This is a genomic window from Deinococcus hopiensis KR-140 (genome assembly GCF_900176165.1).
GTDB lineage: Bacteria > Deinococcota > Deinococci > Deinococcales > Deinococcaceae > Deinococcus > Deinococcus hopiensis.
In genome coordinates this window covers 71,052-85,199 of the sequence record NZ_FWWU01000007.1, presented here as the reverse complement: position 1 = coordinate 85,199, position 14,148 = coordinate 71,052, and the positions used below count along the sequence as shown (strand labels likewise).

Genomic DNA, 14,148 nt, shown 5'->3' with positions numbered 1-14,148 from the left:
CCACAATTCACTCCTCCAAACTTATGCCGGGATCAATAGAGCATTCCCTTATTGCTGCGCCACATCAGGCCAGAAGTACACCCAGCAAGGGGTGTCCCACCGCTCTGAATCTGCGGTGTTCTCCCTGCTGAGCTTCTAGACGCTGATCAAGAGGAGCGTAAACGACTTCCCTCACGCATCTCGTTGGTCAGCAGGACGTAGACCGCTTCCCAGGCAGCCCGCACCTCTGACGTGAAGTTTCCAGCGAGCGTTTGCTCTAGCGCCCAGAGCAGGGCTGCACCTACCGTGCCGTAGTGAGCGTCCAGAACGCCGTAGTCCGCGTGCCGTGCTCCCAGCCGTCTCGCCGCTGGACGCAACACTTCCCACCGGGTGAGATCACCAGCAAAAACGTCCAACATGTCAACCAGCTTTCGGCCCTGCCGGTTCATGTCCGGTGGGAAGAGCATGCGGGTGGAAGGGTCAAGCTCAAACAGGCGGGCATAGAACAGTTCTGCCAGCGCGGCAGCGTGAGGAAGGGCGTGGGTTAAGCTTGTCCGGACGAGGGCAATTTGGCGTGAGGTTATCTGAATAGGAGATGGACTCACAGGCGCACCGCAAGTGAAGGTGCGAAGCCATCCAGGCTAGGCGAAGGTCGGATTGAAAACCCTTCTGTCAATGGTAGGGAACTCCCAGCTTCTAGAGCATTTGCCTGAATTCCGCTATGAGTGGAAGGGTACCCCTCACGGCTCCATTCTCCCCAATGCTCATCCAAGCTCGCTCGCTCTTCTGGGTTAAAAAGGAGTCCTCTATTTGAAAAATGCTTTAAGCTCATGCTAAGCCCACCATGCTCCCGACCAGGAAGGATGCGCAGAGAGAGCAGGGGTTGGACTCGGTGGTTTCGAGCGCCTGCGGTGCATGTACCCAGCACAGCGGTGTTAAACGCTCGTTTGTAGGAAAAGCGGAGTTGGTAAAGGTGGCCGAGCGGAGCGTCTCGTTTCATCAGACTTTGAGGGGAGGGCGAAGCAACGCTGGTGGGAGGCAAGGGTTCAGGCATACAAGTCCTTTCTGAGCACGTCGGTATGGTCTGGATTGGCCATGAGGCTAATGGAGCCGGCGTCATTGGCTTGTCATTGTCCTGAACCCGCTAGACTCCACCTTTGAGGACAAGCTCTGCTTAGGGGTGAATCTACGCGCAACTGCTGGGAATGCCAAAAATTACTGTCAACGGGGAGGTCTTACGGTGGCCTTCGCGTAACACAGTAGGGATCCTAACTTACCTGGCGTTATTGATCCCGGCATAAGTTTGGAGGAGTGAATTGTGGGGTATGGCTGGATGGATGCCCTCCAAACGGACACGCGCACAGCTCGAAGAACGCCGCCTCGCGGCCCTGGAATGGATCAACGCTGGACAGCATAAACACCAGGAAATCGCGGATCATTTCGGCATTTCGCTGCGCACGGTGGAGACGTGGAAAGAGCGGCTGAAGAAGCAGGGCCACTGGAGTGCCACGGTGTCGACAGGACGTCCCCGTCAGATGACCGAGGAGCAGCGCGAACAGTTGCGGGCCCTCCTGCAGGAGGGCCCGCAGGCACACGGCTTTGCGGACCCCACGTGGACGACCCCGCGGGTGCGGGAAGTGCTGGGCTTGCTGGGGATCTGGTATCACCGCGACCATGTGCGGAAGGTGCTGCACGGACTGGGTTGGACACCCCAGAAACCGGAGAGCCGAGCCCTGGAGCGTGACGAGAAACGCGTGATGACTTGGGTCGAGACCGTACGACCCGAGGTCGAAAAAAAAGGTGGCCCAGGGGACCACGCTGGTCTATCTCGATGAGGTGGGCTTCAGCCTCAAGGGTGTCAAGAGGAGAACCTGGTCGCCCAGGGGCGTCACGCCCCTGGTTCCCTTGCCTGCCAACTGGGAAAAGCTTTCGACGATTGGCGCCATCGCCTCTTCAGGGCACTTTTTTCAGCACACCAAAGCACGCGCGATCCGAGGAGACGATGTCATCGCCTTCTTCAAGCACCTTCTCCAGCATCTCCAAGGGGACTTGGTCATCGTCTTGGACAATGCGGGTATTCACCGGACGAAGGCCCTTTTGGCCTTCGTCGAGCAGACCCCTCGCCTCTCGCTGGTGTATCTGCCGCCGTAGGCTCCTGAACTCAATCCCATCGAGCGCGTTTGGGCATACGTCAAGCAGCACCTGCTCGGGAACTTCTGTGCCCGCACCCTTGATGAGCTGAAGAAGAAACTGCCCCTTGCTTGGCAACGCGTTCGGCACACCCGCCTCCCCGCTCGCCTCCTCGCAACTCAAACTTAAGCCGAGATCAATAGAAGGGCCGACACCGCGGGATCGCCTCGCGGAGTTTCTGTAGCCATCAGGTATGGCTCGGCCCAGCGATGGATCACGCCCTGCTACGCAAAGAAGCTGGATGAAAGTTCGAAGACGGATGCGACGTTCGGTAGAACAACAGCGTTGCAGACAGGTTGGCGGTCGCCAATCGGTTCTTAGAGGTCCGTAAAGCTGCCCGAGTTCCAGGAGGTGAACTCGGGTTCTAGGCGATTTGCACTCTCTTCGCTTGGTAAGGGAAGTGGAGACAGCGTAATTTTGAAGTACCAGGTCCAGATGATGTATGGCAATCCGGCCCACCTGCTCAGGCCCTTGGCTTCTGCGCCCAAGGGTAGCTAGTCCACAATAAAAAGGGTTGCGCCCAGAGGAGACGAGGAGCGGTGCGCTTCCGCTCCATCAGCCACTTGGTAGCTCATGCCGGCTGTGAGCGTGAAGGTACGTCCATCTTCAAGCTCAGTGTCCAACTGTCCGGACAGTACCAGGAGGATATGACCCTTCCGGCACCAGTGGTCAGCAAGATACCCCGGCGTGTATTCCACATAACGAACCCGGATCTCGCCAAAGTTCTGCGTTCGCCACTGAGCACTTCCGTGTTCTCCGGGATGAGTCGTCGGTTCAACGTGTGACCAGGTGGTTGTGCCAAAGGGAATATTACGTAACTGCATGCACCAACTCCTTTTGCTTTATACTACTAAAATGAATCCCGTCTGTTCGTTGGCAAAGTGAGAGAGGGCTGGTTTGCCAATTCGGCGGCCAGAACCCGTTTTTCTCCTTCTCGCTCTCCTTCGCGGCTTTGTAAGTTGGTTCTGATTGAATGACTTTAGAATGGTTCAGCTGGAGTCGGTATAAAACCCATTCTACTTATGCTCTATACCACCAAAAAACTGTACAGTAAATGGTCTAAAATATCTTTTTTCTGCAGACCATAAGATTCCGTTGTTGAGCTCGGTTTGTCTCACCGAGTTCCAGCCTTTCTTTAAAAGAAGAGCAAATTTGTCGTTGCCACACTGTCCTATAATTGTAGTCTCTTTTGTTAAGAACCAGTAGAGAATCTGGTCAATTTTGGAATGCTGGGTCGTGTGAACTATTGTTCCGCCACCATTTACCATATCTAAGTAAAGACCTGCGGAACTAAATTTGGCTTCGGGATCGCTGATACGTATCCCTTTTCCACAGGCCCAGTTTGTAATTGGATACGATGGCCAGTCCGCAGGAATAGACTGTGGCGCGAGAAGTAAAAATTTTCCAGTGCTGCTCAGAGATGCCTGACTCAATATACGGTATTGAGCCTGTTTTTTGGGCTGTGGATCGGAGGTGAGACGTCCAAGAATCACTTGACCTTTTGCTCGTTCTTGCAGGGCGAGACGCCCCTCGATGGTGAAGCTTGAGCTTGCTATGACTCCACTTAGTAGCGAGGGAAACAGAAGGAAGAATTCTTTAAGCGACATTAATCTCCTAGATTCAAGAAGTCTACTTGCTGGATTTATTCAGCAGCTCAGAGGATTTAGACCCTGTGAATTATTTGGGTGTACGTTGCGGACTTTGATTTTATTTGCCGAAGAGCGTAACTGCTTCTCGTAAAATCTAACTGGGCGGTGAACAGCTTATTTGCCATGCGTTACGTCAATGCCCGAAACATTGGTCAACGTCAGAAAATAACCTCACCCTCGTGCGAACTTCTGAGTCCTGACGAGGGTAGGGCGGTCATACGTCAATTTTTTGGGGTTGCGTCGAAAGTTACCCGCAGTCCCCGAACCCTGCTCGGTACTTTAAACAACGGCTGACCCGCAGCGTTAAAGCCCTCCACAATGGTCTGTGCGTTGAACGTGTTGCTGGAGCTCAGCACCACCGTTCCCGTAATTTTTGCGGTCCCGATGAATTTAAACGTTTTGTTGTCGCCCGCCAGCCAGCGGCCTGTTAGTCGCATGCTACGCTCACTGGTAGGAACCCATATGCCGTGAATGGCCGTATTTCCCCCACCCGCGACTTGAGAAGTCGTGAAGGTGCCGTCGGCGTGAATCGTGAGGAGGGAAGGGGCTTCTTTCGGGTCGGCATTGATGAGTGTCCACACACCGACAAACTGCTGAGGCTCAGCAGCGATGGACTGGGCCTGCGTGAGGGAGTGGGCGGTCAGGGTGACGAGGGTGACGAGGAAAAAATGCTTGGACATGGTGACGCTCCTTGAGGGATATTTGCAGCGAACGGTGATAGGTACCCAGGCACCACCGTTTGCCGGTGTGCCCAAGGTAGGAGGGGCAGTGTCACGGTCCCGTCATTGCGAGCAGGTGTTCTCCAGAGATCCAAGGTGGGTCAGGGCATCAGCAGCCATAACTGACATCCTGCAGTTGAGGTTGTGAAAGGAGGAAGTGCGTTGTCGAAGGCATCGAGGGCCTCTCGCTCCAGTTGAAGTGCTTAACGACGCACTTCTGGAACGAGCGAGAACCGTACGGTTCTCGCTCAGTCGCCCCAGTCAGGCCACGTTCCTGGTGTATCGATGGGCAGGTCAAGGTCCTGAAAATGACAGAGGAGGAAGGCCATCCCCGAGAGACACCGCCAGCGCAACACTCCCTGCTGACTGTACTGGGCGAAGCGTTCAAGGCCGAAGCGTCCCTTCACCGTCTTGAAAAAGGCTTCTATCCGCAGGGCGGCGCTTTTTCACCCGTGCCAGGTACTTGCCCCCCAGGTCGAGATTGGACCTCACGAAACGTTGTTCCGGTGCCTTGTTGCGGTAGAGCCACACCCAGGAAATGCACATCACGTGGTCAAGCCCTGTGGGCCTGAGCAGGCTGCCGCGGACCATCAGATGACGGACTTGCCGCCCATCCTCCAGTTTCCAGGTACAACGCACCCCCACCACAATGTCGAGGCCCCGATTCAGCACGCCCCGAATGAACTCGGCATGCTCAAAGCCCCCGTCTGCGTGCAGACGAGGCCGACGTTTCCCCTTCAGCAACGTCACAGGGACGGTTCGAAGCAACTTCAGGGCGAGTTGTGCGGGGGAAGGGGTACCCTTCCCCCGCCAGACTTGAAAAGCCCAGGGTAGACGAAGCTCCCCACAGCACAAGGACAACACCACCAAGTGAACGCCGTGGACGCTGTGGTAGGTGTGGACCCCATCGGCAAGTTCGCTGAACTTGCCGGTCTTTTCCAGATGGGTGAGACCCACCAGCAGTTCCAGCCGGGGGCGCTGATGGGGTTGCTGTCGCCACAGGTCCTGCAACGTCTTTCGAGCATGCTGACGCATGACTCGGCACAACTGCCGGGTGTTCCAGCCCGCATGGTTGAGAAAGCAGCTGAGGGCCGAGGGGATTTAACCGTAGCGCGTTCTGGCAGAGATCTGCCGGAACCATCCAGCAGCAGGTCGAGAAAGACCTCGAAGGATTCCCGGTGCTGCTTGCGGAAAAAGCAGGGCAGGATGTCAGAATAAAGTCGTCTGGAACGCTGTCCTTTTGGATTCACACCCCTCTATGGGGCCAAAAGCGCGTTCCAGACGACCTTTTCTAAAACTGCAAGATGTCAGTTGAGCCACGCGCGTGTTTCCTTGACCATCCATCTGCGAGCGGACGGTCTGGTTGAGGCAGCCCCTGTCTGGGTGCAACTGTGAAACCCAGGCTTGGCGAGGTCCAAGGCGGGTACAAATTCAGCCATCTCTATGGGATTACGCTGCGCGCCTTTGTGTGCAAGAACCTTTACGGTCAGATCTGTTCATGGCCAGGGTCACGTAGGACCAGCCCTGAAACGCCATGTCATGCGGTGGGTGCTTATGCCCTGTCGGTCAACACACCCGTTAGAAGGGCGACTCCTTAGAGTCAAAATTTTCGTCAGAGACAGTCTTTTTGAGCAATGACGGGTCCGTGACGCTCTCCTTACTACGCTTCTCTCCGTGGCTGAAGGTTACCGGAAGCACACTTGCACAAATCCGTTTCTAAGGAGATCTGACATGTTGAAACTCAAGTCGTTCACTGTATTGACCTGCGCCATGCTCCTCTTTACAGCCTGTAGCGGTCCTACCGTCCCGCCCCCCAACTCGCCTACCACCCCGACAACGCCTACACCTCCCAGTACCTCAGACGTGATCGTTAAGCCGGAAGCCCGCGTGATGGACGCTGGCACACGGGCAGCCCTCACCCAGTTCAAGCCGGTAGGCACGGGACCTGTGAAGATGTATGAGTTGCGTTACCAGGCCACCCCCCAGACTTCTGCCCTGGGCGTAGGAAATGTACTCGTCAGCGAACCTGGACCTAACGCGCCTTATGGTTATCTGGTCAAAGTACGTGCAGTTCGTAAAGAAGTTGGCCAGATCGTTGTAGATGCCGAGCAGGCAAAGCTCGAAGATGCCATTGAGAAGGGCCAGGTTGAGATGAAAATCGAGCTCAAGCCTGAAGATTTGGAATCTTCTAAGCCGTTGTCGGACGGCGTTTCCATGGTAACTACTTCGAGCGGAATCTCGGCTGAATCTCTTATTGATTCAAATACGGTGTTGCCTTGGGCAATTTCGCTGGACAAGGTGTTATATGATGGTGACGAAAAACCTGAAACTACCAATGACCAGGTGGGTACAAAAGGCAAGGTCAAATTCGCCCTAGGACTCGATCTCCACTTAAATATTGGGGGAGAAGAGGGAAACGCAGTGCGGGCCAAGGTGAGTCTTGACCAAAGCATGGACCTCAAGTTATTCGCTCACGGGAACTACAAATTCAAGGAAAGCAAGCCTCTCTATCAGTACTTCTTCACGCCAATCTCATTTCCTATTGGTTTTGTACCTGTAGTGATAGTACCAAAACTGATTATCTCACTCGATAGCAGTGGGCAGATTAAAGGTGACATGACTTTTGATGTTGCGCAGACGTTTAACACGGCGGCCGGTACCGAGTACAAGAAAGGCGCGTGGCACGATCTTTCGAGTGGGCCGGACTTTAAGCTCGTTCCCGGAGCGTTTGAAGGGCAAATGAATGCCAACCTGCAGGTAGGACCAACGGTGCGTGGCGAGTTCCTGCTATACGGTCTGGCAGGCGCATACGCTGATATAGGGGCATATGCGGATCTAAAGTTCCAGTATCCCAGTGTCCCCCTCTGGAAAGCAGACTTGTGCGCTGCAGCCAACGCCGGCGTTTCCATTGACCTTATTTTCACTGCCTTCCAGTATGGTGGCAACATCTTTACAAAGTGTGCCAACCTGGCAATGGCGCAAAACAATCCTCCTGTGGTGACGAAAATTACTGCTGAGCGGGAACCTGTATTTGGTGAGGGGACACCTACGGGCCCACTGAATACAAATGACATCGTCGATTTGTGTGTATTCGCGACGGATCCCGACGAAGCTGACAAGAAGCTCAAGTTCTTTTTCACCTCGGACAGGGATGTCCTGGGCGAAACCGTCTCACCTGAAGGCTGCATCTCCCACCGTTTTCAGCAGGAAGGATTGAGGAATATCACTGTCACGGCTGTTGACCACGAGGGACTGAAGGCAACAAAATCTTTGCCGCTCACTATTGTCAAGTTCGAGGCACCAGCTCCGACCGTCAGCATCCAGTCGCCTACCGGCAACCAAACGTTTTCTTTGCAGGGCAGTTCCGTGGCTGCGCCGCTGGTGGGACTATCGAGTCTCAACGACTGTACCCGGGAAAAATGGACCAGTTCGGAACCCAAGGACATCATTTCCTCTGTCAACAATTGCGGTGCTCCTTTCATTACTTTTAAAACACCTGGTCCCCGTACCATCACGTTGACTGCCGTTAATGCCAGCAATAAGGTGGGCAGTGCACAAACAACTGTGAATGTGGTCGAAAAGACGAATACCAATGCGCCAGCACAGGCGCTTCTGGCCATCAAGAATCATCCGGAGCGTCCCGCGAACATCAAGTTCGGAGAATCCATCACTGCACAGCTGGTCTTGAGCGATGCAGATGCAGACAAAGTCAGCTACGTTTTGAAATTAAGCCGTAAGGGTGAACCTGGGACGGCTGTGGTCGTGGCCCAGGGCAGTTCTCTACCCAAAGTTGTGGAGCACACGTTCGTTCCTAGCGCTGCTCTGCCCGGAGGCAGCGGAGCCACCGACTATATCGTTCAGTTGGAGGCCACAGACAATAATCACTCCGATAAGGCAATCAGCCTGATCGAAGTCCACATGGACGCCATCCCGAAGTGAGAAGGGAGTACTGAAGCATTGCCACACTCCCCCAGTGGCTAGAGCCAAACGCTACTGCCCCATTACGCCTGGAGCATTTTTCAAAGAGGACTTCTTTTTAACCCAGCAGAGCGAGCGAATCTGAATGAGCATTGGGGAGAATGGAGCCGTGAGGGGTACCCCTCACGGCTCCATTCTCCCCAATGCTCTAGTAGAGGTAAGAGTTCATAATTGAGGCGCTCAGGAAAAAGATAGGCACTGCGCTGCAGCTCTGCTTCCCCAGGTCCTCCACCGTAAGATCAGCTCACCGCATCCAGGAAGAAGCTTTAGTACTACAGTTGCAGTTGGCGATTCCGTCTCTCAAACACGGGAATTCTCGGGAGGTGACTGGTGACAGAAAGCCCTTGAACAACAGGTTCCTGGAGCAACTGCAACTGTAGTATTAGAGCCTATCCGGAAGATATTGGTCTACTGAGAGGCAGTGACGACGCAACCGCACCAAGATCAGATCAATGACCAGAACACGCTCTGGGAGGTATCGGACGAGCTTTGGGTCCGTCTGGGCCCAGTGCTGGTGATCAACACACCCAGGAAAAAGAGCGGGCGTCCCTCAAGGGACGCCCGCTCAATCTTCAACGGGCTGATTTGGTTGGCCCGAACCGGCAGTCAGTGGAGCGAGTTGCCCCGCCGGTACGGTCCGAAATCGACTGTCCACGAGCGGTTCTGTGCCTGGGTGGAACACGAATGCCTCCGTGCGGCATGGGCCCTCGTGCTCGAAGAGTACGACCAGGAACTGGGCATGGATTGGGAATGGCAAGCCGCCGACGGGAGCATGGTCAAGGCCAGGGTGGGAAAAAGGGGGCCGCTGGTGCCCCGGAAGCGACGGGCAGCAACCCCACCGATCGGGGCAAGGCCGGGTGTAAACGTACCCTCCTCAGCGACGCGAAAGGCATTCCACTCTCCGTCGTGCTCTGTGGTGCCAAGCGTCATGACAGCAAGATGCTGAGTGAGGCCCTCGATGCTGTCGTCGTTGCTGTTCCTGCTCCAGGAGAGCAGGAACAGCGCCATCTCCTCCTGGACCGTGGGTACGACACGCAGGCGTGTCGTCAACTGGCTCTGGATGAAGGTCTGCTCGCGCATATCCCCAAGAAATCGACGGCCGCTCCGCCCATTCCTGCTCCTGGTGATCCACAACGACACCCACCCCGGCGGTGGGTGGTCGAGGTGGGCCACAGTTGGTTCAACCGTTTCCGTCGCATCCAGACGCGCTGGGAGAAGCGGCAAGACCTCTATCTGGGCTTTGTCGAATTGACCGCTTGCCTCATCATCTGGCGCAAACTCGCCCCCATTGCTCCTCTCAAAAAATCTTCCGGATAGGGTCTTATTGTGGCTGACCAGGAGAACGCGTTATCCGTTGGACATAGAAAAGGTCCTGCATGGCTTTGGCCGAGCCATCTACAGAACGGCAGAAATACAGCGCATGCTACTCCAATAGCTGTATGGCTATTTTGAGATGCCTTCCTCCTGCACGGTCGGCTATCCATCAGGTACCCAGGGGCGCCTACTTCTCAGGCTGCTCTCAGGTGGCGGGTTTCTGGGACTTGCTCATTGCGCGGCTAGGCTCTGCGGTTAGTATGAGGTTGGCGTGTACGTACAACTTCTGGGAGTGCCGAAAATCATGTTGGAGGGTCAGGAGGTACGGTGGCCTTCGCGTAAATCGCTGGGCCTTCTGGCCTACCTGGCGTTGGAGGGGGCGACGCTTCGGGACCGGTTGGCAGAGCTGTTGTGGTCTGCATTGGAGACCAAACGTGCTCGGCACAGCCTGCGCCAGGAACTTTACCTGATCAGCCGCACAGCGCTCGGCCAGATCCTTGAGGTTGGACAAGAGCGCGTGGCCCTGCGCGTTGGAGTGGAGGTGGACGTCCTTACATTTAAGGGGCTCGCAGAGACTGGAAACATCTCCGAAGCGCTCGCACTTCCTCAGGGGGCGTTGCTGGATGGGTATCACCTGGACGATGCTGAAACATTCAATGAATGGCTTTCATTCAAGCGGGAGAGCCTGAACGCGCTGCGCCGTGAGCTCTTGGGCCGTCAAGCGGAAATACTTGAAAATCGCAGTGACCTGCGCGGCGCCCTGCGCCTCTACTTGGATCTCCTGCAGGAGGATCCCTTACAAGAAGCGCATGAGCGGGCAGCTATTCGGCTGCATATCACGCTGGGGGAGCGTGAACGGGGATTGCAACGGTTTGAGACTTTCCGGGCGTTGCTGATGCGGGAATTGGGATTGGAACCCCTGCCAGAAACAGTACGAGAAGCAGAACGTGCTGGAACGGAATCACCTCGACCTTCTGCGCTGCCGGCATTGCCTGAGGGTCCTCCTCTGTCTCCACCCTTAATTGGACGTGACGATGCCTGGCGGTCTCTGGAACAGGGGCAGTCAACGCTTACGTTGCTGCTTGGTGAGCCTGGCGTGGGTAAGACCCGCTTGGCCTTGGCGTTCGCCACCACCTTTGGTCCACCCGCCGTGTTACGTGGGCATGAGGTCTCCCGGGCAACGCCGCTCTACCCGGTCGCGGAAGCGATTCGCGCTGCATTACACGAACCTTCGCGCCGAGCGAGGCTGGACGAGCTTCCCCCAGTGCTGCAGGCAGAAATTTCTCGTTTGGTACCTGACTTCCCTACACCACTTCCGCACGCTCCGGAAGGACGAGCGCGGTTTATTGAGGCCTTGGGACAAGCCCTGATGGCCATCGCTGGACCTGATGGCGCGCTGGTGTGGGACGACTTGCAATGGATAGACCAATCGTCCTTGGAGGTCCTCTCCCACCTCGTTCGCCGGGCCGCTCAAGCGCACAAACCTCCCCGCCTGCTGGCCACCGCACGCAGAGATGAAGCGTTGCTGCGTGACGATCTGCAATCGATGCTTCTTGATCTCCAGCGCGACAAGCTGGTGGCCCGGATTGCACTTCAAGGACTGAACTCAGACGAAGTGCACCGACTGGTACAGGCCCTCTCGGGTTCACACGCTGCTCCCCTGTTTTCCCAGCGGCTGTATGCCGCGACGGGCGGCAACCCCTTGTTCGTCCTGGAAACCCTGCGTTACCTGTTTGAAACCAGGCATCTTCGTGAGGAGGAGGGCATTTGGACGTCGCCCTTCGACGAGGTCACCTCGGATTACGCTGAATTACCAATTCCACCTGAGGTCCGGGACGTGGTCCTCGGACGGGTGAAGCGCCTAAATGCAGCGGCGCGGCGCCTGCTGGAAGCTGCGAGCGTCTGCGGCGACGTGTTTCACCTGCGCGAACTGTCGGCAAGCGTTGCGCTCTCGGAGTGGGATGCATTGGAGCCCCTTGAAAGCCTTCTGGCCGCACAGATATGGATGGAGCACGGTGATGGATACCGTTTTTCACATGACCTGATCAGGCGCGCTGTACATGCAGAGCTCAGCGGACAGCGTCGCCGCCTGCTGCACGGCCGCCTGGCACACGTGTTGCAAGAACGCGAGGCTGAGCCGGCACGCATCGCAGACCACTTTGAAAGTGCTGGAGAACACCTGACCGCCAGAATATGGCGCATTCGGGCGGCGCAGGAAGCCACCCGCATCTATGCCTACCGTGAGGCGCTTCGTCAGTATGAGCGAGCGCTGGAAACGAATCCCGAACCGGAACAGGCCTATGTGTGGTCTCTGGCACGCGTAGACCTGATGCGCATCCTGGATGACCGTGAAGCATGTGAAGTTGAACTTGGCCACCTTGACCTGCTCGCCTCACAAATCGGGGAACCAGCGAAACGTGCTGAGGTTTCGGTCCGTTGGTCACTTCTGCATGATCAGGCGGGACGGTACGATCTGGCCATGAGGAGCGCTTCGCAGGCTGCATCTGAGCCAGGGCTGGTTCCAGAACTTCGTGCGCAAGCGCTGCACTGCTTGGGAACAGCGTGGGTTCGGCAACTTGATTTCGCTGCAGCCGAACCGCTTTTTCTGGAAGGTTTGGCGCACGAAAACCTCTCCTATGGGGTTCGCGCACGGCTGCTTGATTCCCTCGCCCACTGCGCGCTTCAGCGCAATGATCACCGGCAGGCAGCCGAGTACAATAAGGAAGCGCAGGCGAATTGGCAGGATGCCAGAGACAGGAGAGGACTGGCGGTGTCGCATAACACTGCCGCTCGTCTGGCCATGCTCAGCGGTAACCAGAAGAGCGCCATTGACCACATGCGTGAGGCGATGCAGCAAGCGCGGGCGGTGGGGGATCTTAACCTGACTAAGTCGTTCATCGCGAACCTGGTGCAGGTATTGCGCGATGACGGGCAACTTGACGCCGCTGTGGAAGCGGTATCCGAGGGCCTGGACCTCGTGCACGAAGCTCGGGACCGGTCTGGTGAAGGGCGGCTTCAAAACCGCCTGGGGGATGTTCAACTCCTCCGTGGACGGCTGGGAGCAGCATTGGCAGCGTACCAGCAGGCCTACACCATTGCCACAGAGTTGGGGCAAAGCAGCAATAGGGTGCATGCCTTATTCGATCAGGTAAGAACCCTGTTGCTCATCGGCCATACCAGAACCGTTCCGGCACTTTTGAACGAACTTGAGCACCTCGTCGCTTCGACAAGCGCGAGTCTCAGTAGATCTCAGATGGAACTTGAACTCGCTCGGTATGAGTGGCTGACGGGACATAGCGCTGAGGCTGAACAGCGGCTGAACGTCTTGTGGGACTCGCGGGATTCGCTCAATCCACGCATCCGTGAGGGATTGGCGGCGCTGCTCGCGCGAGTGCGGTTCTCGCGGGGGGACCGTACCAGTCCGCCCACACTCACCGCTGGGCTTGTCTCAACGCCGACGCTCAGGGCCACAGCGCTAATGCTGGCCTTGCGGTGTGAACAAGGTCTATCCGCCATAGACGAAGCGGAACTGCTGCTTGGATCTGGCCGCATTGATCCCATTATTGCCCTTGAATTGCAGCAGAGCCTGGCTGTTCAGTTGGCCTCTGCCGATTCCGAACGCGCAAAGCGGCACATCGAAGAAGCGCGGGCTTTGCTTGTCCGCCTGTATGGAACGCTACCAGCAGAATTGAAGGAAGATTTCCTCAGGTGGTACACCGTCCCTCAGACCTAAGCCAACAGGAGGGAGGCGCTGCGGGCACCAGGGTAAGGTGAAGCGTTCATTGGATGGGCCGTTCAGAAGAGGGCCTTGCTCCTCGGAGGCCACAGGAGGGTGGTGGCCTGGCGATGGGTGCCACTTTTGTCGGACGTAGAACACCCCAACGTACTCAGACACGTTACTTCTATGCGTGTGCGCACGCAGTCCGCGCGCCGGGCTATCCCTACTCTTGAACGGTGAGGTCAGCGAAAAATTGGCGTACATCCTGAGCAACAGGGTCCGGCACCTCCCACTTCGCAGGTCAACCCGCCGTACCGCCTGCGCAAGATCCAAGAAGGGGGAAGCCTGCTCAACGACGCCTCCGCCCTGCTGCTCTATATCCTGGCGATCGGCGTGGTCGCCACCGGAACGTTGAGTGCGGCTGGGGTCCTGCCCGCCGTTCTCCTGGGTGTCGGACGGGGTGGGGCAAGATGTGGAGCAAATCGGGGAGGTCAAAGGGAACGCCAGAGGTGGTGTTCGGTGGCCGTCCATGGCGCTGGTCAGGCCCATTCGCCCTGCTGTCCCCTGAGCGTGAGTTCAAATTCACGGCGAGGATAACTCA

8 protein-coding genes and 2 pseudogenes are annotated in these 14,148 nt (G+C 56.6%); 5 read left to right on the top strand and 5 right to left on the bottom strand.

The genetic code is table 11. From position 1 onward, the window contains the following. Positions 1-146: 146 nt before the first annotated feature. Positions 147-584 carry a globin domain-containing protein gene (locus tag B9A95_RS09000; RefSeq protein WP_212648280.1) on the bottom strand — a complete coding sequence of 146 codons (438 nt, stop codon included), beginning with the start codon at positions 582-584 and terminating at the stop codon, positions 147-149. Between the two features lie 720 nt (positions 585-1,304). Here B9A95_RS09000 and B9A95_RS34515 point away from each other — a divergent pair. Then, positions 1,305-2,298, top strand: a pseudogene (locus B9A95_RS34515) (IS630 family transposase). 365 nt (positions 2,299-2,663) lie between these two features. Here B9A95_RS34515 and B9A95_RS08990 read toward each other — a convergent pair. The 4 genes from B9A95_RS08990 to B9A95_RS08980 form a co-directional block, all read right to left on the bottom strand. After that, positions 2,664-2,993, bottom strand: a complete 330-nt coding sequence (locus tag B9A95_RS08990; RefSeq protein WP_084046640.1) for a DHCW motif cupin fold protein — start codon at positions 2,991-2,993, stop codon at positions 2,664-2,666. 192 nt (positions 2,994-3,185) lie between these two features. Next, positions 3,186-3,776 carry a hypothetical protein gene (locus tag B9A95_RS31900; protein ID WP_139806618.1) on the bottom strand — a complete coding sequence of 197 codons (591 nt, stop codon included), beginning with the start codon at positions 3,774-3,776 and terminating at the stop codon, positions 3,186-3,188. A gap of 263 nt (positions 3,777-4,039) precedes the next feature. Next, positions 4,040-4,498: a hypothetical protein gene (locus B9A95_RS08985; RefSeq protein ID WP_084046638.1), complete on the bottom strand. Its 459-nt coding sequence runs from the start codon at positions 4,496-4,498 to the stop codon at positions 4,040-4,042. A gap of 423 nt (positions 4,499-4,921) precedes the next feature. Further along, positions 4,922-5,572 (bottom strand): hypothetical protein, encoded by a 651-nt coding sequence (locus B9A95_RS08980; RefSeq protein ID WP_084046636.1) that lies wholly within the window; start codon positions 5,570-5,572, stop codon positions 4,922-4,924. 696 nt (positions 5,573-6,268) lie between these two features. On the opposite strand from B9A95_RS08980, the gene B9A95_RS08975 reads away from it, so the two are divergent. The 4 genes and pseudogenes from B9A95_RS08975 to B9A95_RS08960 all read left to right on the top strand — a co-directional run bounded on the left by B9A95_RS08975 (position 6,269) and on the right by B9A95_RS08960 (position 13,562). Then, entirely contained in the window at positions 6,269-8,476 is a 2,208-nt protein-coding gene (locus B9A95_RS08975) for a hypothetical protein (RefSeq protein WP_139806617.1), read from the top strand. 460 nt (positions 8,477-8,936) lie between these two features. Further along, positions 8,937-9,200, top strand: a pseudogene (locus tag B9A95_RS36975) (transposase); the annotation flags it as partial. Between the two features lie 65 nt (positions 9,201-9,265). Further along, positions 9,266-9,832, top strand: coding sequence for an IS5 family transposase (locus B9A95_RS08965; RefSeq protein ID WP_425429927.1), 567 nt, complete (start codon positions 9,266-9,268; stop codon positions 9,830-9,832). 418 nt (positions 9,833-10,250) lie between these two features. Next, entirely contained in the window at positions 10,251-13,562 is a 3,312-nt protein-coding gene (locus B9A95_RS08960) for an ATP-binding protein (RefSeq protein ID WP_170928537.1), read from the top strand. Positions 13,563-14,148: the final 586 nt, after the last annotated feature.